This is a genomic window from Rhodococcus sp. IEGM 1351 (assembly GCF_030056875.1).
Classification (GTDB): domain Bacteria; phylum Actinomycetota; class Actinomycetes; order Mycobacteriales; family Mycobacteriaceae; genus Rhodococcus_F; species Rhodococcus_F opacus.
Genome location: NZ_JASHKU010000006.1, coordinates 109,855 through 129,611, shown reverse-complemented (window position 1 = coordinate 129,611; position 19,757 = coordinate 109,855). Strand labels below are relative to the sequence as shown.

Annotated in this window: 21 protein-coding genes and 2 pseudogenes; 9 read left to right on the top strand and 14 right to left on the bottom strand. The window is 65.7% G+C overall.

The annotated features are described in order from the left end of the window. Positions 1–42: 42 nt before the first annotated feature. The 4 genes and pseudogenes from QM806_RS12585 (at position 43) to QM806_RS12570 (ending at position 2,807) form a co-directional block, all read left to right on the top strand. Positions 43–804, top strand: a complete 762-nt coding sequence (locus QM806_RS12585) for an SDR family NAD(P)-dependent oxidoreductase (RefSeq protein ID WP_005567922.1) — start codon at positions 43–45, stop codon at positions 802–804. A gap of 609 nt (positions 805–1,413) precedes the next feature. Further along, positions 1,414–1,794: pseudogene (locus QM806_RS41365) on the top strand (CocE/NonD family hydrolase C-terminal non-catalytic domain-containing protein); the annotation flags it as partial. 95 nt (positions 1,795–1,889) lie between these two features. Continuing rightward, the gene (locus tag QM806_RS12575) at positions 1,890–2,255 is read left to right on the top strand and encodes an HNH endonuclease (RefSeq protein ID WP_043790354.1); all 366 of its coding nucleotides are present in this window, start codon (positions 1,890–1,892) and stop codon (positions 2,253–2,255) included. Positions 2,256–2,315: 60 nt separating this feature from the next. Beyond that, positions 2,316–2,807, top strand: a complete 492-nt coding sequence (locus QM806_RS12570; RefSeq protein ID WP_005567917.1) for a hypothetical protein — start codon at positions 2,316–2,318, stop codon at positions 2,805–2,807. Between the two features lie 47 nt (positions 2,808–2,854). Here the strand turns inward: QM806_RS12570 and QM806_RS12565 are convergent, their stop codons facing one another. Then, positions 2,855–3,538, bottom strand: coding sequence for a PAS and ANTAR domain-containing protein (locus tag QM806_RS12565; protein ID WP_005567916.1), 684 nt, complete (start codon positions 3,536–3,538; stop codon positions 2,855–2,857). A 106-nt stretch (positions 3,539–3,644) separates the two neighbouring features. After that, on the bottom strand, positions 3,645–3,998 hold the full coding sequence (locus QM806_RS12560) for a YtxH domain-containing protein (RefSeq protein ID WP_005567915.1): 354 nt from the start codon (positions 3,996–3,998) through the stop codon (positions 3,645–3,647). Positions 3,999–4,175: 177 nt separating this feature from the next. On the opposite strand from QM806_RS12560, the gene QM806_RS12555 reads away from it, so the two are divergent. Then, complete coding sequence (locus QM806_RS12555) at positions 4,176–5,384, top strand: fatty acid desaturase family protein (RefSeq protein ID WP_283291570.1); 1,209 nt, start codon at positions 4,176–4,178, stop codon at positions 5,382–5,384. A 61-nt stretch (positions 5,385–5,445) separates the two neighbouring features. Here QM806_RS12555 and QM806_RS12550 read toward each other — a convergent pair whose 3' ends face one another. Continuing rightward, positions 5,446–6,126, bottom strand: a complete 681-nt coding sequence (locus QM806_RS12550; RefSeq protein WP_005257832.1) for a GAF and ANTAR domain-containing protein — start codon at positions 6,124–6,126, stop codon at positions 5,446–5,448. A gap of 310 nt (positions 6,127–6,436) precedes the next feature. Here QM806_RS12550 and QM806_RS12545 point away from each other — a divergent pair. Continuing rightward, positions 6,437–6,878 (top strand): annotated as a pseudogene (locus QM806_RS12545) (hemerythrin domain-containing protein); the annotation flags it as partial. On the opposite strand, the gene QM806_RS12540 reads toward QM806_RS12545, so the two are convergent. From QM806_RS12540 to QM806_RS12530, 3 genes are all read right to left on the bottom strand, one after another. Beyond that, the gene (locus tag QM806_RS12540; protein WP_005567912.1) at positions 6,875–7,717 is read right to left on the bottom strand and encodes a GAF and ANTAR domain-containing protein; all 843 of its coding nucleotides are present in this window, start codon (positions 7,715–7,717) and stop codon (positions 6,875–6,877) included. The pseudogene QM806_RS12545 and the gene QM806_RS12540 overlap by 4 nt on opposite strands. Positions 7,718–7,898: 181 nt before the next feature. Further along, a complete protein-coding gene (locus tag QM806_RS12535) occupies positions 7,899–8,183 on the bottom strand; it encodes a hypothetical protein (RefSeq protein WP_283291567.1) in 285 nt (94 codons plus the stop codon). A gap of 39 nt (positions 8,184–8,222) precedes the next feature. Further along, complete coding sequence (locus QM806_RS12530) at positions 8,223–8,642, bottom strand: Hsp20/alpha crystallin family protein (protein WP_005257842.1); 420 nt, start codon at positions 8,640–8,642, stop codon at positions 8,223–8,225. A 125-nt stretch (positions 8,643–8,767) separates the two neighbouring features. On the opposite strand from QM806_RS12530, the gene QM806_RS12525 reads away from it, so the two are divergent. Then, complete coding sequence (locus QM806_RS12525) at positions 8,768–9,127, top strand: MerR family transcriptional regulator (RefSeq protein WP_005567910.1); 360 nt, start codon at positions 8,768–8,770, stop codon at positions 9,125–9,127. Between the two features lie 8 nt (positions 9,128–9,135). Here the strand turns inward: QM806_RS12525 and QM806_RS12520 are convergent, their stop codons facing one another. The 3 genes from QM806_RS12520 to QM806_RS12510 form a co-directional block, all read right to left on the bottom strand. Further along, on the bottom strand, positions 9,136–9,819 hold the full coding sequence (locus QM806_RS12520) for a hypothetical protein (protein ID WP_005567909.1): 684 nt from the start codon (positions 9,817–9,819) through the stop codon (positions 9,136–9,138). A 29-nt stretch (positions 9,820–9,848) separates the two neighbouring features. Next, the gene (locus tag QM806_RS12515) at positions 9,849–10,406 is read right to left on the bottom strand and encodes a CsbD family protein (protein WP_005567908.1); all 558 of its coding nucleotides are present in this window, start codon (positions 10,404–10,406) and stop codon (positions 9,849–9,851) included. A 215-nt stretch (positions 10,407–10,621) separates the two neighbouring features. Continuing rightward, a complete protein-coding gene (locus QM806_RS12510; protein ID WP_005567907.1) occupies positions 10,622–12,760 on the bottom strand; it encodes a catalase in 2,139 nt (712 codons plus the stop codon). A gap of 235 nt (positions 12,761–12,995) precedes the next feature. On the opposite strand from QM806_RS12510, the gene QM806_RS12505 reads away from it, so the two are divergent. Both QM806_RS12505 and QM806_RS12500 read left to right on the top strand, forming a co-directional pair. Further along, positions 12,996–13,445: a hypothetical protein gene (locus QM806_RS12505; protein ID WP_043790345.1), complete on the top strand. Its 450-nt coding sequence runs from the start codon at positions 12,996–12,998 to the stop codon at positions 13,443–13,445. A 117-nt stretch (positions 13,446–13,562) separates the two neighbouring features. Then, entirely contained in the window at positions 13,563–14,543 is a 981-nt protein-coding gene (locus QM806_RS12500; RefSeq protein WP_005567905.1) for a LysR family transcriptional regulator, read from the top strand. Here the strand turns inward: QM806_RS12500 and QM806_RS12495 are convergent. From QM806_RS12495 to QM806_RS12475, 5 genes are read right to left on the bottom strand one after another with little or no spacing between them, the layout of a single operon-like run. Further along, on the bottom strand, positions 14,512–15,345 hold the full coding sequence (locus tag QM806_RS12495) for a carbohydrate ABC transporter permease (protein ID WP_005567904.1): 834 nt from the start codon (positions 15,343–15,345) through the stop codon (positions 14,512–14,514). The two genes, QM806_RS12500 and QM806_RS12495, sit on opposite strands and share 32 nt — an antisense overlap. Then, positions 15,335–16,330 carry a carbohydrate ABC transporter permease gene (locus tag QM806_RS12490; RefSeq protein ID WP_005567903.1) on the bottom strand — a complete coding sequence of 332 codons (996 nt, stop codon included), beginning with the start codon at positions 16,328–16,330 and terminating at the stop codon, positions 15,335–15,337. Before QM806_RS12490 ends, QM806_RS12495 begins: the two co-directional genes overlap by 11 nt. Continuing rightward, on the bottom strand, positions 16,305–17,168 hold the full coding sequence (locus QM806_RS12485; protein ID WP_005567902.1) for a metallophosphoesterase: 864 nt from the start codon (positions 17,166–17,168) through the stop codon (positions 16,305–16,307). Before QM806_RS12485 ends, QM806_RS12490 begins: the two co-directional genes overlap by 26 nt. Further along, the gene (locus QM806_RS12480) at positions 17,165–18,541 is read right to left on the bottom strand and encodes an ABC transporter substrate-binding protein (protein ID WP_283291563.1); all 1,377 of its coding nucleotides are present in this window, start codon (positions 18,539–18,541) and stop codon (positions 17,165–17,167) included. The genes QM806_RS12485 and QM806_RS12480 overlap by 4 nt, the downstream gene beginning before the upstream one ends. Positions 18,542–18,591: 50 nt before the next feature. Then, positions 18,592–19,722: an ABC transporter ATP-binding protein gene (locus tag QM806_RS12475; protein ID WP_043790385.1), complete on the bottom strand. Its 1,131-nt coding sequence runs from the start codon at positions 19,720–19,722 to the stop codon at positions 18,592–18,594. Positions 19,723–19,757 lie beyond the last annotated feature (35 nt).

Genomic DNA, 19,757 nt, shown 5'->3' with positions numbered 1-19,757 from the left:
CCGTTTCCCCACACTGCCGCAACCCTATTCGAGGAGAACTTTGTGAAGATCGATGGAGCCGTCGCTGTCGTCACCGGCGGAGCATCCGGACTCGGTAACGCCACCGCCCGGGCCCTGCACGAGCGCGGCGCGCAGGTCGTGCTGCTGGACCTCCCGTCGTCCGACGGGGAAGTCGCCGCCAAGGAGATCGGGAAGGGTGCCTACTTCACGGCCGCCGACGTCACCTCCGCCGGTGACGTCACGTCCGCGATCGACTTCGCCGCGTCGCTCGGCGACCTTCGCGTGGTGGTCAACTGCGCCGGAATTGCGACGCCCGGCAAGGTTCTCGGCAAGGCAGGCGCCCTTCCCCTCGCGGACTTCGAACGCGTCGTCCGCATCAACCTCGTCGGCACCTTCAACGTCCTGCGCCTCGCCGCGGAGAAGATCGCCCAGACCGAACCCGTCGACGGGGAACGCGGCGTCATCATCGACACCGCCTCCGTCGCCGCGTTCGACGGCCAGATCGGTCAGCCCGCCTACGCTGCTTCCAAGGGCGGCGTCGCCGCGATGACACTGCCGATCGCCCGCGAACTGGCCCGCCACCTCATCCGCGTCGTCACCATCGCACCCGGAATCTTCGAAACGCCCATGATGGCCGGGCTTCCCGAGGAGGCGCAGAAGTCCCTCGGAGAGCAGGTGCCGCACCCCTCCCGGCTCGGCAAGGCCGCCGAATACGCCGCCCTCGCCGCGCACATCATCGACAACGCGATGCTCAACGGCGAGACCATCCGCCTCGACGGCGCCATCCGGATGGGCCCCAGGTAGGCGACCCGACCGTTGCGGTCGGCGGCACCGAGTCATCGCGTGCCGCCGGCGGCACCGACCGGACGGATTCCTCGATCAGACTGGGACCGGATCGCTCGGCCTACATTCCTACCTAGTTCGCGAATTTGAATGCTGATCGACGTACTCGCGCTTTCCGGAGGGGGTCGAAATCTCCGTCACACATGCGACCACATCTTCGGTGCGGGGGCATGCAGGCCGCGGTTGCAAAGTGAGACATCCGGTGCGGAGCCAAAGACTTGGCTCCATTCCACGCAACAGCCTGGAGATGGAATGATTTCTCCACGTGGAGTGCGTTGCGAGCAGCGGAGCCTTGTCCGAGCCCTACGCCGGAACGGTTTGCCTTTCGGCAGCCGATTGCATTGTTCCTCGGTCGCGAAGATCATCCGCTCCCGTCCTTGCTCCACTCCCTTTCGCATTGTGCCTACGAGGCTGCCAGTCGCTCTACGCAGCAAGGCTTTCTGACCACTGAGGTCGTTCGCGAGGGCCACCACGCGGTATGGGCTGACTGGCCAGACGATATACGGTGACGAGATCAGGCTTGGCGGCGGCGGCGATGTCGTCGATCGCGGTCGCGGAGTATCCCTTTCCGACCCGAACTTCGTTCTGCATCTGTGGGATTCCGCTCCCGACGGCAAGCGACAGCTGATCATGTCCGGTTACCTCGAGGCGTCGCACCACGAACTCGATGAGCGCACCACCGAGGGCAACCCGCACCACCCGCATAGCCGCGCTGTGCCGGTCGAGCCCGGGACGATCGAGGAGTACGTGCTGCGCCTCTACCCGTTTGCCTCGACGTTCCGACCGGGACACTCTCTGACGGTGGAGCTCTCGAACAACGAACCGCCGGCCGACGCGCATAACGCACTACTGCCACCCGAAGCCTTCCATCTGCCGGTCGGCCGCCCGGTCACCCACAAGATCTACCGGGACGCCGCGCACCGGTCCCGCCTCGTGCTTCCGTTCACGACACCCAAGGCCGGAGGAGCAGAGGTAGCGAAACTGGTCTCGGCCTGTGTGCCGGCGGAGTACTGGCCATCGGCGAACGGATCGGTCACGATCGACGGGTGGACCGCACCGCCAGACTCGCCCTCGCCGTCGACCGGCAGGGCGGACGATGCCTGTGGTGCGGTCGTCGTTTCGGACCGTTGATTCCGCCGACCACCGAGCACCTCGTGCCACGACTCAAGGGTGGCCCCAGCATCACAGCCAACGAGGCCGCCGCGTGTCGGCGCTGCAACGCGGACCGCGGCCATACCGGTCCGGTCGACTGGCTCGCGCAGTGCCGGAGCCGACACGGTTGGGCCCCGCAGTCGAGCCTGCTCGCGACCCTCCTGAACGCGTTGGACGCCGAACTCGACCACGTGGGTGGACATCGCCGCGCCAAGCGGTACCTGTCCGGCCAACTGCGACGCTGCCGGAACAGCCCGTGATGTGCGCACGAGCGTGACGGCAGCCTGTGTGGCTGCTCCCGGGGCCGGGCACTCTCCAGTATGGGATCGAACGCAGGCCGCCCCACCAGCCCGACGGCCGCAGCTCTCGGCGGTCGGCTGATGCAACTGGTCGGTGACCGCGACGCCGCCCGGTTCTCGTTCGAGATATCCCGAGTGTGCGCCGAACCGCACCCAGACGGAGAGCGGCCGAAATACGGCGACGTGCTCGCCTGGGTCGTCGATGCCATCGTCGGCGTGGTCATCGCGCGTCTGGGCGCCGCGGGCCCAGGGGAGAGGTTCATCCTCGACCTCCGCTTCACGGACGGCGGCTACGTCGACGTCGACGCCCTACCGGCATCGGCGCGGTGGGTGCTGCGGACAGTGTCGGCCGTCCTCGCCGAGGATCACGCGGAAGTGGAGCGGTCTCTCACCGCGGCCGAGCGACAATTCGACCTCACCATGCGCGCGGAAACCCTGGCCGACGCGCTCATCTGGCTCGACTTCGTTCTCGGCGTCGACCTTCCCGACCCACCCGACGTCACCACCGCATAGGGGGACGCCTGGCTCGGCCCAGGTGCCGTGCGGGGGTGCGGCCACGATCAGTTCTGTACTCCCGGCTGGGTGTCGGGGTGCTCGTGTGCGGTCAGGAGCAAGTGGTCGAACCGGGCGCGAAACGACTCGGGGAGGGTCGCCTCGGCGGCGAGAGCCTCGACGAAACGCTCGGCGAGGGCATGAAGTTTTGTGTTGGTCTCCTGTGAACGCCAGGTGAGGATGCCGAAGGCGCGTTCTGAGGAGATGCCGTAGACGAGCATGAGTGCACCCTTGGCCTGCTCGATCACCGCCCGCGATTGTTCGAGTTCGGCGACGGCCTCGGTGAGCGCCGCGTTGAACTCACGGAGGTCGGTTTCCAAGGCTTCGGTGACGTCGATGTAGTACCCCGATGTGCCGACGACTTGGTTGTTCTTGTCGAGCATGCGATCGCCGACCACGATGACGTGGTGGATGCGCCGTTCGGTGTCGATGATGCGGTGCTTGCTACTGAACGGCTCGCCGCCGTGGATCATCTTGTCGAAGAGGGCCGCGACCTGAGGTTGGTCGTCAGGATGCTTGTGGGAGAGCAGCAGTTCCGTGGTGGGGGCTATCTCGCCTGGGTGGTAGCCGTGCATCCGGGCGACGGGGTCGGACCATTCCCAGCGCTGGCCGTCGAGGTAGAACCGGAAACTTCCGCCCTGTGGGGGTGCATTCGAGCCACGGAGCTCATCAGTGTCCACAGCGACACCCACGGCACTGCGCGCTCGACCATCCTCGCCCTGAAACCACTGCCACAGTATGCCGCGCACTCACGTCGGAATGCGCAGAATTCAGCGGCCCGCAACACCGCCTACCCGGTCAGTTCGGGCTTTGGGTGTGCTTGCCCTCCGTCGGTGAAGTAACGGTCGGCGGGGCCGTGGGAGTGCGGCCCGCCGCGTCCTCCAGTGACACTCCGTTGGTCGGGGCGCCCGTCGCGCTCGTGTCCGTGCCACGGTGGGTAGCCTTCTTCGCCAGTTCGCCGACCTTGTGCTGCACCTGCGGCGCCTTGTCCTTCACGGTCTCCGTCGCCTCGCTCACCTTCTCCTGCACGGTGGGGTTGTGCCAGAGCTCGAGGGACTGATGCCTCATCTTCTCGTAGGTTTGCCGGCCGGACCGAGTGCCCAGGACGAAACCCGCGGCCGCGCCCGCTGCGAAGATCAACACTTTCTGCATGACGTCTCCTGACTGTTGTGTGGCCCGAGCGGTCAGCCGAATCGTCGTCCGAACGCTCCTCCTGCACAGCTTGCCCTCAGCTGCCGAACCCAAACCGCGCCGGCGACGACTTCCGAACTAACTCACATCTCATCTGCGCGTAACCTACGGTTCCGTAACTTGCCGTAGCGTAAGGACATGGCGATTTCGGATGTCAAGATGTACACCCACCTGACCGAGGCAGATGCCGAAGCTCTCGGTATCGAGTTCGACACGATCCGACGAGACATCGAAGCCTCGCGCGGGGAGAGTGATTCCCGGTACATCAGAAACGCGATCCGGCTGCAGCGGTCACTCGAAATCGGCGGGCGTGCCCTGTTGTTCGCGAGCCTGTTCCCACCGGCGTGGCTTGGGGGTACCGCGATGCTCGGCACCGCCAAGATCATCGAGAACATGGAACTGGGGCACAACGTGCTGCACGGTCAGTGGGATTGGATGAACGATCCGGAGATCCACTCGTCGTTCTGGGAGTGGGACATCGCCGGGCTCTCGGAGCATTGGAAGCAGACCCACAACTACGTTCACCACAAGTACACGAATGTGCTGGGCATGGATGACGACGTGGGCTACGGCATGCTGCGGGTCACTCGCGATCAGCAGTGGACGCCGTTGAGCGTCGGCAACCCGGTCTACAACCTGTTGCTGCAGTTGTTCTTCGAATACGGCGTTGCCCTCCAGCACCTCGAACTCGGCAAGGTGGTTACGGGCGGTGTCGATCGTGAGGAGTTCGAGCGCAGGTGCCACGAGGTGCTCGGGAAGGTCGGCCGCCAGGTGCGCAAGGACTACGTCGTCTACCCGGCGCTCACCGGTCCGGCGTTCCTGACGACCTTCACCGCGAACCTGACGGCGAACATGATCCGCAACGTGTGGACGAACGCCGTGATCTTCTGCGGTCATTTTCCTGACGGCGCCGAGAAGTTCACAACGAAGGACCTCGAAAACGAGACGCGGGGTCAGTGGTACTTGCGGCAGATGCTGGGTAGCGCGAACTTCGAGGCGGGCCCGGTCATGGAGTTCATGAGCGGCAACCTCTGCTACCAGATCGAACATCATCTGTTCCCGGACCTGCCGAGCAACCGCCTGCGTGAGATCTCCGTGCGGGTGCAGGCGCTGGCCCAGAAGTACGACCTGCCCTACACGACGGGTTCGCTGCCGATGCAGTACTTCAAGTCGTGGCGGACCATCGCCAAGCTGGCGCTGCCGAACAAGTTCCTCAGGGCAACCGCCGACGACGCACCCGAGACTGCATCGGAACGCAAGTTCACCGACTCGCCCCCGCAGATCGATCCGCTCACGGGCACGCGCCGTGGGCTGTTGACCGCGCTTCGTGCACGGGCGGGAGCTTGACACCGCCGGGTCGCCACTCGAGCACGGGCGATTTCACCGATTCGTGGTTCGTGGCCGGTTCTCATCTGCGTTCGGTAATCCGCTGTGCGATAACACTCAACCGGGTGTTGGTTTCCTGAGAGAGTCTGGTGAGCAGCTCGAACGCACGGATCGCGTCGATGTCGAATCGCTCCATCAGCATTCCCTTCGCCTGCCCGATGACGTCGCGTGAGGCAACCGCTGATCGCAGCTGCTCTTCGGTCCGTACAGCGGTGAGTGCTAGCGCGGCGTGGGCGGCGAGAACCTCGCCTGCTGCTTCCTCGTTGGGACCGAACGCGTTCGGCGAGAATGCAAACAGGTTGAGTGCTCCCATCTTCCCTTCGGACGTATACAGCTGAAAGGACATCGAACTGAGAATCCCCACATCGACGGCGGCGGCAGCGAACTGCGGCCACCGCGATTCCGAGCGAAGGTCTTCGCTTCGCACCACGAGATTGTTGAGCGCCGCCGCCACACACGGTCCCTGCCCGAGTTGTTGCTGAGCGTGGTCGAGCGTTCGGAGCAGCTCGGATGTCGGCGCGACGGTCTCGAATTTATTGCCACCGGAGATGAGCAGAATGCCCGCGCACGTTTCGTGCGGCATCAGCTCGACAACTGCGGCGGTGACAGCGCGCAGGCGTTCGTCGAGGGTGCGTGGGCCGGAGACACTGCGGGCCAGCTCGGCCATGGTGCGGCTGAGGTCCCCCGCGCCGGAATCGCTCACTACCACTCCTCGGGTCGGTCGAAAGGATGGCTGCAGGAAGGCGCCCCAGTTGGGGAACGGTCCGATAATTACAGCGTCCCGGCTCGGGACGCGGTCGCCGCGGTGTTACGAGAGAGCCGGAACCCGAGCGCGACCATGGCGACGCCGAGGAACACCGCACCGACGATCAGGGCGTCGAGCCGGAATGGTGTGTGCGTCGTCGATGACGCACCGGTCGAGTCATGGAGTGCCTTTCTCGGAGGGTAGGAACTCGAATGCCTGTTCCCGAGTGGTACCCCAGCACCCCATCGCGAAACAGTCACGGCCGAACGCCCGCGTGGAAAAAGGTCGCATCGTCGACGAGATCATCGAGGCCCTCACGGTGCACACCTACATCGAGAACGAGAGCATGTATCCGGAAGTGCGCGATCTCGCCCCCCCCCGACCTCGAGGACGACATCCTCGAATCCTACGAAGAGCACCACGTCGCGGACGTGCTGGTCGTCGAGCTGGCAGCGATGGAACCCGACGACGAGCGGTTCGACGCGAAGACCACCGTCCTGATCGAAAGCGTCGAGCATCATATCGAAGAAGAAGAGCAGGAGTGGTACCCCAAGGTACGAGAAGAACTGGGGCGTAAACAACTTCAGGAGATGAGTGCGCGGATGCTGGAGTTGAGGGACAAGGCTCCGCGGTTGAGGGGTCCCTCACCGACGCGCCGTCCGCACGCTCCCCACATCCCTTGTGGGCGGCTCCGCCGGCTATGGGCTTAACCGGGGAGCCTGGCCGTCGTCGCGTCCGGACACGACGAGGACGTGAGTATCGAAGTACCCTGCCGCGAGCGAGAGTAATCCCGTGTCCTTGCAATTGCTTTCACCCCGTCGGCACCGGACGTCAGATCGACGAGTTCCTTCGCCAGCCGAGCGAGTTTGATGTTTCTCTGCTGCGAGCTGACGACGAGGAAATCGAAGGCCTCGTCCGCGGACACACCCCCGGTTGCCATGACGATGCCCTTCGCCTGCTCGATGATGCTGCGCGACTCCATGGCTTTGATCAGACCCGCCGCTTCCTCACGCGCCTCCCGACCATCTCGTGCGAGCCGAATCGTCGACGCAATCAGGCTGGCGTACACCCGGAGCAGGGCAGCATCGAATTCCGAGAAGGCTCGGCCGACGCGGCTGTACAGATTCAGCGATCCCAGGACGTCTCCCACGGACAGCGGAGCACACAGAAAACTGCCCGACTCGAAACCAGCAGCTTCAACCGCGGACGCCAACGCGGGCCAGCGCCGAATCACCCCCTCACCGAATTCACCTCTCAGTACCGCGCACGTGTCCGCAGCGACAGGACCCGGGCCCATGCCTGTCCGTATCTGGGCACCCTCGATCGAGGCGATGCGAGGATCCGTGCACGCCACCGACCCACTGCCCCCAGCGCCATAGGAAAGAACCGCCCCAGCCATCTCCGCGCCGCTGACGGCATCGACGGCCCACTCGCACAGTCGTTGCAGCTGAGTGTGTCCGGACACTTCTTCTTCGAGAAGTCGACGCAATGCGTCGAGTGTCTTTCCGATCGCCTCGACATCTCCGCCCCAGCCGCCGTGCGCGGACACGCCAAACCCCTTTCTGCGTGGTTTGCACCAATTAATCTATGGTTCCCGATAAAGATATCGTGCGACGCGGTACGTCTCAACGCAAGGAGCTCACGGAGGGAATGCCCAGCGTGCGAGCGCGAAGTAGCCCCCGGCCCGTCCAGCGCGAGAACGGCAGGCCGGGGACTACGGATGGACAACGTCAAGTGTTCCCGTGCGGCGGAGAGCGTTGGGTGGCATCTACTGCCGGGTTCGGACCCCTGCGCCGCATGGTGGGTGCCACCGCGTGCAGCGGCGGCCTCGTCTTCTCGCCGGGGACGTCCGTTGTCGAAGTCGGTGCCACGTCCGTGAGGACCGGTGCGGGCGCGTCGGCGAAGATCAGGTCCACCTCGGCTGCCAACAGCTGGCATTCGAGGTCATCCCACACGTACTCGACCTGTGGCAGTTCCGCTTCCACGGTCGAAGGGCTGATCTGTGCGTACACCATCGTGGTCATCCCTCCCGCTGTGTGTCGGATCGGCGCGGGTCAGGCGCTGACGGCCTTTCTGTCGTCGCTGTGGGTGATCTCGATCTTCCGGGCCTTGGCGCGTTCGGCCACCGGGACCGTCAGCCGGAGCACCCCCGATTGGTAGTTGGCGGTGATCCGGTCGGTGTCGAGGTTGTCGCCGAGGAACAGCTGCCGGCTGAATACGCCCCTCGGTCGCTCCGAGGCCAGCATTTCCTGGTTGTCGGCGCGCGCGGGGCGTTCAGCATGAACGGTCACAACGTTGCGCTCGACATCGAGCGAGACGGAATCGGCGTCCACCCCTGGCAGGTCGAACTCGACCACCAACTGTTCGCCTTCGCGCCACGCGTCCATCGGCATGGCCGCCGGTCGCGCCGTGGTGCCGAGGATCTGCTGAGTCAGGCGGTCGAGATCGCGGAATGGATCAGTGCGCATCAACATTGTCTCCACCTCCAGAAACCCGAATCGTGATAGGTAACCTTCAGCAAATGCTGTAGATTCGTTATAGCAAACGCTCTAGCTCCTCGCAAGAGGGTTCGGCGGACTCGATTCTCGAGGAGGACGCGATGTCGAACGACGACAAGTCGCGAGCCAAACAGGGGGTCTACGGCATCACCGTGGCGTCCGAGCTCTCCGGGTTCGGCACCCAGGCGCTGCGTTTCTACGAGCAGCACGGCCTGATAAACCCTGCCCGCACCAGCGGCGGAACACGCCGCTACAGCGACGACGACCTGCTTCGCTTGCGGCGCATCGCCGAGCTGATCGCGGACGGGGTCAACCTGACGGGCATCGCTCGCGTCCTCGATCTCGAGCACCTCAACACCGAGCTCGCGAGCGACAACGATCGCCTCGTCGAGGCCAATAGCCGGCTCGAGAGCGACAACGCTCGACTCAGAAGGGACGGGACTCGCGGCGGGCGAGCCTGAGTGTCAGATCACCGTTGCCCGTTGACTGCCGTCTCGTTGCGGCGCTTGTCCTTTTCCGCCTCGGCCAGCTTCTCGGCGCGGTCGGCACGAGCACGTTTGTCCGCTGCCTCGTCCTGCTTGTTCGCGGCGTCCTTCAGCTGGGCCTTGGCCGGCCCTGCCGCCACCTTCTCGGCTTCCCGGAGTTCGGTCTGCTCGGCGCGGTGCTCGGCCTCTGCCGCCTGGGTGCGTTGGGCGGCAAGTTGATCGGCGTTCTTCTTCGCGACCTGCTTGCGGTGCTGGGCGTCCCGTTCAGCCGCCTGTTTGCGCTCGACCTCGCGTCGGCGTGCCTGTTCGACGTCCCGCTGCTTCGCCTCGCGCGCTGCCGCCTGCTCCTTCTGAACCTGCTTACGCTTGGTTTCCAGTGCAGTGTCGGCCTCGGCCTCGGTGCGTGCAGCCTCTTCTTCGAGTTTTGCCGCCCGGGCCAGTGCGTCGCTGCGCTCGGTCAGTGCGTCGCCGCGCCGCTCGGTGTCACGGTCTCCGAGTGCACTGCCGACGGCGCCGTCGAGCACGCCCAGAGTGCGCTCGTACATCAGCCGGGCCGGCGATTCGGTTGCCAGCCGGGACATCAACTGGTCTTCGACGAGTTGCAGAGGAATCCGCAGGATCGTGTACTGCAACCGCAAGAGCGTGATGGGGACGGTAAGGACGTTCATGGAATCTCCGATTATTCGTAGGGAGTGGATCAGGACAGGCCGGCGTCGTTGCTGAGGCCCTCGGCGGCGCGCCGAACTCGTTCTGCCTCGTCGCGGGCGGCGTTCGCTTCACGGACAGCCCGCCGGTGTTCGTCGGTGGCGTCGACGGCTTCTTCGGCGGCGGCGACCGTCTTCGCCCGTTCGACGGTCTCCGCCCGGGCCGCTTCGTCGCGGGCGTCGGCCGCCGCGCGGGACTGCTCCTGCGCGACCTGGCGGTGCTGTTGCTGCTCCGCGGCCCGGTGCTCTGCTTGCTGCCGGTTCCGGGCAGCTTCTTCGGCGGCCGCCGTCTCGGCCCCGATCGCAGCGCGTTCCTCGGCACTCTCACGACGCACCTGGCCGAGTTCCTCTGCGGCCTGCGAGGTTTCCGCCCTGGCCACGGCCTCCGCACTGTTCGCCTCTCTACGTTGCTGCGCCTGCGCCTGTTGCAGCTGTCCTTCGGTGGCCAGCGAGTCGTTGCCGGTCACGGCCCCGGCCACTTCCTTCACCTTGCCCTTGACCGAGTCGAGGAGACCCTTGCGCGCTTGTCCGGACGTGTTCTGCTCGTTCATGACTATGTCCTCCTGGTATTCGGGCGGGCGACGGTACCGCCACCCGCAGTGGCGTGTTGTCTTTCATCCTTTGCTCCGGAGGTCGGGTGTTCGGTGTGCGCCGCAAGGTCGAGGACGCGCCGGACGCCGGGTAGTTCGACCGAGGACGGCGCACTGCGCGGACAGCAAGTTCTCGCGGTTCTCGTCCACACCATTCACTTCACAACCGGGTCACGTCACACCTGACGCTCCCAGACCCGGTGGGACTTCATCAGCGCAGTGATCCCGTCGAACAGTGCGGACGCGTCGTCGGCGATCACGATGCCCGGAGCCTCGGCCGGGATTCCGGCGGCTTCGAGGAGGCCGCGACCGGCGGCCCAACCCCCGATCGCCTTGCAGTGCCGGAATGCCTCCGTCAGCAACACGTGCACCCGCGGGTCCGACGCCGGCGCCGCGACGAGAATCGCGTCGAACTCCACCGACCGCATCGTGAGGAACGTCCGGGACACCGGGACGGCGCCCTTGCCCGACCCCAGTTCGCCACCGTGCGGTCCGATGACGAGCGGCACCATGCTGTTCTTGCCGATCATCTCGACCGCGTCGGCCACCTCGGACAGATCCGACTCGTCATCGGCGACGATGCCGATGATCCTCCCGTCCAGCGGCCACTCGGCACCGACCTGCGACAGCGCGGGACTGGGCGTCGGTGCCACGTCGAAGGCGACGCTCGGCGCTGGCGCCGGAAGGCCGAGACCCGTCGCCACCTGCTCGCACAGACCGGGGTCGATGTTCGCGACGACCTCGAGTGCACGCTCCTTGATCACCTGCTCGTAGCACTTGCCCAGCTCGAACGTGTAGGCCTCCGCGACGTGCGCCTGCTCGACCGGGCTCAGGCTCGCATAGAACAGTCGGGCCTGCGAGAAGTGGTCGTCGAAGCTCGCGGGGGCGGCGCGTAGTTTCGTCGACTCCGGCATCGGCACCGGAACCTCCACGAAGGCAGCGTCCGCGCCGGCCAGGAACGGGCAACCGCCGTCGAGGGAGTTCGGTCGATACGGCGCGACACCCGGGTGGACTCCCGTCTGGTGCATGCCGTCGCGCAGCATGTCGTTGACCTCGGCCTGGGGCCGATTGATCGGTATCTGACCGAAGTTGGGCCCACCCAGCCTGCTGATCTGAGTGTCGAGGTAGGAGAACAACCGCGCCTGCAGAAGCGGGTCGTCGGTGACGTCGATCCCGGGAACGAGATGCCCGGGATGGAACGCCACCTGCTCGGTCTCGGCGAAGAAGTTCGTCGGATTCGCGTCGAGCGTCATCAACCCGATCGGCTGCACGGGGGCCAGTTCCTCGGGCACCATCTTGGTCGGGTCGAGCAGGTCGATGCCCTCGAACGTCTGGTCCGGGGTGTCCGGGAACGCCTGGATGCCCAGCTCCCATTCCGGGTACGCACCGGACTCGATCGCGTCGGCGAGATCGCGGCGGTGGTAGTCGGGGTCCATGCCGTTGACGATCTGCGCTTCTTCCCACACCAGTGAGTGCACACCGAGTTTCGGCTTCCAGTGGAACTTGACGAGCGAACTCTCACCCGCCGCGTTCACCATCCGAAAGGTGTTGACGCCGAAGCCTTCCATCATCCGGTACGAGCGGGGAATGCCGCGGTCGGACATATTCCACAACGTGTGCGCGGTGGCCTCGGTGTGCAGGGACACGAAATCCCAGAACGTGTCGTGCGCGCTCTGCGCCTGCGGAATCTCGCGATCCGGGTGCGGCTTGGCCGCGTGAACGACGTCCGGAAACTTGATGCCGTCCTGGATGAAGAACACCGGAATGTTGTTTCCCACCAGGTCGAAAGTGCCTTCGCCGGTGTAGAACTTGGTCGCGAAGCCTCGGGTGTCGCGTACAGCGTCGGCCGACCCCCGGGAGCCGAGGACGGTGGAGAACCGCACGAAGACCGGCGTCTCGACGTCCTTGCCGAGGAACGCCGCCTTGCTGATCGGTTCGGCGGAACCGTATCCGCGGAAGACGCCGTGGGCGGCCGCACCGCGTGCGTGCACCACCCGCTCCGGGATCCGCTCGTGATCGAAGTGCGTGATCTTCTCACGGAGATGGTGGTCCTGGAGCAGGGTCGGTCCCCGGGTTCCCGCCTTGAGCGAGTGATCGGTGTCGTACAGCCGCGCGCCCTGCGCCGTGGTGAGGTGCTCACCCTGCTGGCCGCGGGCCGTATCCGGACCTTCGACGGGTTGCCCGGTCGCGGTTCCCAGCGCGGGAGCCCGCTGATCGGGCTTGGGAGGCAACGGCTCGGTGGGTTCCGTGGGCTCGGCGAGCGACGGGGTACCGGAACCGGGAGTACCGGGAATGGGCGGGTTGTTCTTGGGCACGGGCGTAGCTCCTCGCTGAAAAATCCGTGGGATCGGCGCCGCATCGTTGCTGTACGGTCCGCTCTTCTCGGAGTGCCCAACCGTTCGCAAACCGAATCAGGAGGGGCGCAGCGCCACACCGTGCCCCGATCGGGAGACGCGGTTTCGCATTCGCGTCCCAGGGCATAGCTACAACAGATATCAATCACACACGAAGTAGGAATCCGGCGTTGTGCTACGTCGGAAAGGAGTGATCATGGGCACCGAACCAGGCACGCAGTTGAACGAGGAACCACAGTCCGAGCGCGGCCCCAAGGGCTCACGCGACGCGGGACCGGACCAGGCCGGAGCAGGCCAGACGGGCCGCAAGCCGGGGTCTCTGGATCAGGAAGAGGTCACCTCTTCCGCGGAATCGGGCACGAACCCTGCGCCCGCCGGCGGCTCGCTGCCTCCCGGCGACGCGGAGCCGGCCACACCGCCCTACGACGGCCGGACGACCAGCACGAAGGAAGGACGCCCGGAGCACGACGACCATGTGGACTCCGGCGGAATGCAGTCGCCGAAACCCGGGGAGACACCCCGCGGTGCGGTGGCCTCGCCCGCGGAGGAGAAGCCCGCCGCACACGCCGCCGAGACCGAGGGCAGCGACTCCGGAGTGGGACCCGCGCATCAAGGAGGCGTCGGCAAGGCCGAAGACAAGAAATAAGAAGTCACGTCCGCGGCGAAGGCCGTACTCGCGTAGTTCACCCCCGGTTTCGACTCGACGCTAGCCTTGTAGAGCGAGCCACCGGACACGAGGCGGCGCTGTCGCCGGGGAGTGACTATGGAGTTCAGACATCTCGTCGCGTTCATCACGATTGCCGAGGAATTACATTTCGGCCGGGCCGCTTCGCGGCTGCACCTCTCCCAGCCGTCCCTCAGCTCACAACTACAGAAGCTCGAGAAGTCTCTCGGTGTGAGACTCGTCGCGCGGAACTCGCACGAGGTCAGGTTGACCTCCGCGGGCCGGGAATTCGTGACACAGGCCAGGCTGATCGTCTCCCACATGGAGAGGGCGACGCGGATAGCGAAAGCCACCGCGGACGGCCGCTCCGGCACCCTCGACATCGGATACAACATGCCGGCCAGCAGGCACGTCCTGCCGGCGGCGCTGGCGCGGATGAGCGCAGAGCACCCGGATGTCGTGGTGTCGTTGTGGGAGAAGCGAACCGGACCGCAGCTCGTCGATCTCGCGGGCGGCACGCTCGACATAGCGCTGGTGTACGGGCATCCGCGGACGGCCGACTTCCGGTACCGGCTGGTCTTGAGGAAGATTCCACTCGTCGCCGTCGTAGGCAAGGGCCACAGATGGGCGGGGCGGGCTGCGGTTCCGTTCGCCGAGTTGGCGACCCAGGGGTGCGTGATGTTCTCGCGCGATCAGTGCCCCGCTATGTACGACTCCATCTTCGGCGCGGCGTCCGATTCTCGAATCTCGCTCGACGTCGCTCAGACCGCCGACGACCCGGGCGCGACGGCTCACATGGTGTCGGTCAAGCCGTTGGTCGGGTTCGCGTCGCTGCCGCGCGCCAATTCGGGCGGACTCGATGCGATGGGCGTGAATACTGTGGCGGTGAGATTGGTCGATCCGATTCCGACGATCGACCTGTACGCGGTATGGCGGGGCGGCGAGGTGAATCCTGCGGTGTTCTCCTTCCTCGACTGCGTCGACGATTCCGACGAACTGGAACGCGGCGAGGGCGGCCCGGTCACTGTTCCGCCCCATGTTCCGAGACCTATTTCAGTCCGGATCGGACGAACGCGTTGACGATGTGCCGCTGCAGGACGACGTAGAGCGCGAACACCGGGAGGCATGCCAGACCCGCGACGGCCATCATCGGCCCCCAGTCGTTGCCCTCGGTTCCCATGAAACTCCTCAGCCCCAATTGAACGACGGCGTTGCTGCGCTGCAGGACCACCGCGGGCCAGAAGTACTCGTTCCAGGCATTGATGAACAGCAGGATCGACAGCGCCGCCAATGCGGGACGCAGATTCGGTACCACGACGGTCCAGAGGATCGACCACGAGGAACGGCCGTCCAGTGTGGCCGCTGCGACCAGTTCCTTCGGGAAGCTGGCCATGTGCTGGCGGAGCATAAGGACACCCAGCGCGGAGCACAGCGTCGGCACGATCACACCGACGAGGTTGTTGATCAGTCCCATTTGGTACAGCAGTACATAGTTGGGGAGCATCGTGACCTGGAACGGCACCAACCAGGTTCCGACGAACGCAAGGTAGATCAGCCGTTGGAAGCGGAACGAATACATCGCGAACGCGTACGAGGCAAGCAGAGCCACGAGGAGCTGACCAGCCGCTGAGACGCCTGAGACGGCGAACGTGTTGGCGAGCAGGCGGATCACGTCGACTTTCTCGGTCGCGTCCACATAGTTGCCCAATGACAGCGGCCACGGAACGGGGGAGAGGGAGCCGACGTCGTCGGGCCGTCGCAGTGACGTCGCAAGCAGCCAATAGATGGGAAAGATGCACCCGAGGGCAATGGCGACGAGGACCGCATGTCCCCGTGCTCGCCGCCACAACGGCTCGGGTGCGAGTGATTGGCTAGTCGTCATGGAACGAGATCCTTTCCGAGATCCACACGAGAACACCCGCAACGAGACCGAATCCGACGAACAGCATGATGCCCGCGGCGGCACTCAGGCCCGCGTCGAAGCTGTGGAACCCGTAGTCCCACAACAAGTAGTAGATGTTGGTCGTCGCCTGCGACGGTCCGCCCTGGGTCAGGGTGTCGATGAGCGGGAAGGTCCACTGCGCGCTCAGCAGCACGGTCATGAGTCCGAGGAACACCAGGGTGGGGGACAACAGTGGCAGGGTGATCCACCAGTCGATCTGCCGCCGTGTCGCCCCGTCGACTTGCGCGGCCTCGGCGTAGTCCCCGCTGATGCCGGCCATCCCGGCCGACACCACCAGCACGGCGAAACCCATGAAATGCCACCCGGTGATGGCGACGATCACCCATTGCGCCGTCGCCGGTTCGTGAATCCAATTGGTGTTTGAGCCCAGCACCCGGTTCACGATTCCGGCACCTGGGTCGAGGAGCCATTGCCACACCGCCGCGCTCGCGACAGGGGCGACGAGAAAGGGTGCGAAGATCAGGCTCTGGTAGATCGCCCGGGCCCGGCCGTGGACGCCGCGGGTGGCGAATCCGACGACCACCGGTAGCACGAGCGTGAACGGCAACAGACCGACGATGAGGATGACTGTCCGCCAGACGGAGTCACCGACCGCCGGCAGCTCGAGCAGCCGGCGGTAGTTGTCCGGGCCGACGGGAACCATGGGGGTGGTCGGAAGCAGGTTCCAGGAGTAGGTGGAGAGTTGGGCCGCCTGAACGAGCGGGCGGTAGGTCCACACGACCAACAATGCGACAGCCGGTGTCAGGTACAGGTACGGCTCGGCCACCCGCACCACCCTCCGCAGAGGGTGGGTACGGATGGCAGGCACCGCCACCGGTTCCCGGACGGGTGTTGTCGCGTCAGCAAGATCCGGTACGGCAACGAACACGATCGCCTCCTCACCCCGCCCGGAGCTGGAGGGCATGCAACCGGGCGAGCATGTCCTGTTCGGGGATGTCGTAGACCGTTTCGGCGGGGGTCGTCTCGACCGCGGTGGCGACCACCGTGGATTCGAGGACATCGATCCGGCTGAAGCCGTGGCCGGCGACGCCGCGGTGGCTGCCCACCCCCGCGATCGGGTCCACCCGGTAGGACAGGGCCGGGCCGACCCACACCGGGATCCTCGCGACCGCCCCTGAGCTCGTCAGATGGGAGTGCCCACAGAGGATCATCCGCACATCGGAGCCGGCCAGAACAGCCGCGAGCCGGTCGGGGTCCTGGAGGCGGAGGTAGTTCACCGTGGCGACCGGCGACGGAATCGGCGGGTGATGCAGGACGAGGAGCGTTCCCCGCCCGCTGGGCTGGGACAGTTCCTCGTCGAGCCATGCCAGCTGCTCGTCCGTCAGCCAACCCTCGTGTCTCCCGGGTGTGGTGCTGTCGAGCACGATCACCCGGAGACCGTGGATGTCGTGGACCGCGTCGTGCGGGGCCTCGAGATCACCACTGCCGGAGTCGAGTCCGAGTAGTTCGGTGTGGAAGGCGGTGCGGTCGTCGTGATTGCCCATGGCGTAGACAATTTGCGCCCCGAGTTCGGCGGCCGCCGGCTCGACAACCTCGCGCAACCGCCGGTAAGCCTCCGGTGCCCCGTTGTCGGTGAGATCGCCCGACAACACCACCGCGTCCACGCGCTGCCGGGATCCGACGATGCGGTCGAGTGCGCGGGCGAGGTTGTCGAGGGTGTCGATCGTGCCGTGGACGAGGTCACCCTCGGCGCGGATGTGGGTGTCCGTCAGGTGAATCACCGTGACGTCGGCGGGGGTCACTGGGTGGGCAGAAGCGCGGTGGCCTGCTTCTGGGCGGCGTCGAGGGTGGATTTCGGGTCGGCGTCCTGGTAGACGACCGCTTCGACGGCATCCATCATGCCGTCCCGGATCTGCAGGTAATTGTTGCCGGGCATCGAGATCCACGGCTCCATCGAGCCGAGCTGGGCGATGTTCGGTGCGAGCAGCGGATTCTTCTGCGACCACTCCTGCAATCCGGCAGGATCGTCGACGAGTCCGGTGCGCAGCGGGAGGTACCCGATTCCCTGCGCGATCTTCGTGTAGGCCTCCTCGCTGGTGAGGAACTTGATCAGTTCCCACGAGGCGCGCTGCTTGGCGGGATCGGATGCGAATGTGAAGAGGGAGGCCCCGGAGTTGGTGGGCACAGGGGCCGTGCCGTCGAAGATGGGCATCGTGGTGGCGCGCAGGTCCCACTTGTCCTTGGCACCTTTGACGAAGGTGCCCTGGATCGCGCTGGTCTCGAGGATCATGCCGATATCTCCGCGAGCGAAGGCCTCGTAGCCCTGCTGCTGGCTCAGCTTGGGGGTCGATCCCGATTGCACCAGGTTCTGGGCCATCTCCGTTACCTGCACCGCGGGGTCGTCAGCGAACGTGAGTGACGACCGGTCCTCGGCGATGACCCGCCCGCCGTTGGACCGGACGAGGCTCTGGAAGCACCAGTCCTTCGAGGTCTTGGTCAGGCAGTCGAGGTAGACGCCGCCCTTGCCGGTTCTGGTCGTGATCGCGGCCGCTGCGGCCGCGACCTCGTCCCACGTCTTCGGCGGTGCCGCCGGGTCGAGCCCGGACTGCTCGAACAGTGTTGCGTTGTAATAGAACACGGGAGTGGAAAAGACGAAGGGCACACCGTAGGTGGCGCCTCCCCAGTCACCGAGAGTGCGCGCGGTCGGGGCGTACGAGTGCTTCGCGCCGTCGAAATTCTTCTGCACCGCATCTTTGCCGACAAGGTCGTCGAGCGAGTGGGCGCCGAGCTGGTGGATCGTGAAGTCCAGGTCGCTGAACCCGAGCTGCGCGACGTCCGGGGGCGATCCGGCCACGGTCTGGCTCTGGATGCTCGAGATCGTGTCGGTGGCCGGGTTCGGGCTGTTGCCCTGCGGCTTCTGCGCTGTGACGTGGATGTTCGGATTCTGCTTGGTGAAGTCGTCGATCAGGGCGTTGAAGGTGTCGGTCCACGCTCCCGCCATACCGTAGTTGTAGCTTTCGAACACGATCGACACATTCTGGTCCGGAGCGAGTTCCGGCACCGGATCGGTGCTGTTCGCCACGGGATCCGTGGTTGTGGTGCCGAGGCCGCCGCAGGCGGTCAGGACCAACGCGCTGGTCACCAGCGCGCCCAGCCCGGGCAGGGTCTTCTTCACTGAGGTTCTCCTGTTGTTCGTGTGTGGGGGCTCGTGAACCGTGCCGGCGCTCATGCCACCGACAGCGAGGCATCGCGTGGCGATGCCCCGTGCTCGTGGGGAACGTGCCAGACCAGCCGGCGGCCGGTCCCGGAGTCGAACAGTTGAATGTCCTCGGGGCTGACACTCAACGCGGCGGCGTCGCCGACCTGCGCGGCAACCGGGCGTGGAGCGCGGACGCGAATGACGGTGCCGCCCACGGTGACGTGCAGGATCTCTTCGCTGCCCAGGTTCTCCGATGCGGTGACGACACCGCGGAGCTGGACATCGGTGCCGTTCAGCCGGATGCGTTCCGGCCGGATGCCGGCGGTCACCTTCTGCGGTCCGATCGCCGACCCGGCGAACAACCCGAGTGGCGCGTCGACGCAGTCGGCGACGAGGTGCAGTTTCCCGGCCCGCTCGATCACCGTTGCGTCGAACAGATTCATCGGTGGCGCGCCGAGGAAGGCGGCGACGAACGTCGAACGCGGAGTGTCGTACAGCTCAGTCGGTGTACCGACCTGCTCGATCGTCCCATTGTTCAGCAACGCGATTCGTGTCGCCATCGTCATCGCCTCGACCTGGTCGTGGGTGACGTACAGGAATGTCGACCTCAGCCGGTGGTGCAGGTCGATGAGCTCGGTGCGGGTCGCGCTACGCAACGCGGCATCGAGATTCGACAGCGGCTCATCCATCAGGAACGCCCCGGGGTCGCGAACCATCGCCCGTGCCAGCGCCACCCGCTGGCGTTGTCCGCCGGAAAGCTGGGCGGGGCGCCGGTCCAGGTGGTCTTGCAGACCGAGCGCCGACGCCACGGTGGTGATCCGCTCCCGGATCTCGTCCTTCGACCGTCTGCGGGCACGCAAGGGGAAGCCGATGTTCTTCGCGACGGTCAAATGCGGGTATAAGGCATAGCTTTGGAACACCATCGCAACGTCCCGCTGTCGGGGTGGTGTCCTGGTGATGTCGTTCTCGCCCAATAGGATGCGGCCCGACGACGGGCTCTCGAGGCCGGCGATCAGACGCAGCAGCGTCGACTTCCCGCACCCGCTCGGTCCGAGGAGAACCATGAACTCTCCGTCGGCGATGTCGAGGTCGACCTCACGCACTACCTGCGCGGTGCCGAATTGTTTGGACACACCTTCGAGTCTTATTCGCGCCACCCGCATCTCCTCGGTTGTTCCGTGTTTCCCGGAGA

Bases quoted from the DNA above. Each gene is read 5' to 3' on its own strand.
- QM806_RS12525 (WP_005567910.1), top strand. From the start codon at position 8,768: ATGTCGAACGACGACAAGTCGCGAGCCAAACAGGGGGTCTACGGCATC.
- QM806_RS12505 (WP_043790345.1), top strand. From the start codon at position 12,996: ATGGGCACCGAACCAGGCACGCAGTTGAACGAGGAACCACAGTCCGAG.
- QM806_RS12555 (WP_283291570.1), top strand. From the start codon at position 4,176: ATGGCGATTTCGGATGTCAAGATGTACACCCACCTGACCGAGGCAGAT.
- QM806_RS12535 (WP_283291567.1), bottom strand. From the start codon at position 8,183: ATGGTGTACGCACAGATCAGCCCTTCGACCGTGGAAGCGGAACTGCCA.
- QM806_RS12520 (WP_005567909.1), bottom strand. From the start codon at position 9,819: ATGAACGTCCTTACCGTCCCCATCACGCTCTTGCGGTTGCAGTACACG.
- QM806_RS12570 (WP_005567917.1), top strand. From the start codon at position 2,316: ATGGGATCGAACGCAGGCCGCCCCACCAGCCCGACGGCCGCAGCTCTC.
- QM806_RS12490 (WP_005567903.1), bottom strand. From the start codon at position 16,330: ATGCCCTCCAGCTCCGGGCGGGGTGAGGAGGCGATCGTGTTCGTTGCC.
- QM806_RS12515 (WP_005567908.1), bottom strand. From the start codon at position 10,406: ATGAACGAGCAGAACACGTCCGGACAAGCGCGCAAGGGTCTCCTCGAC.
- QM806_RS12500 (WP_005567905.1), top strand. From the start codon at position 13,563: ATGGAGTTCAGACATCTCGTCGCGTTCATCACGATTGCCGAGGAATTA.
- QM806_RS12560 (WP_005567915.1), bottom strand. From the start codon at position 3,998: ATGCAGAAAGTGTTGATCTTCGCAGCGGGCGCGGCCGCGGGTTTCGTC.
- QM806_RS12495 (WP_005567904.1), bottom strand. From the start codon at position 15,345: ATGACGACTAGCCAATCACTCGCACCCGAGCCGTTGTGGCGGCGAGCA.
- QM806_RS12530 (WP_005257842.1), bottom strand. From the start codon at position 8,642: ATGTTGATGCGCACTGATCCATTCCGCGATCTCGACCGCCTGACTCAG.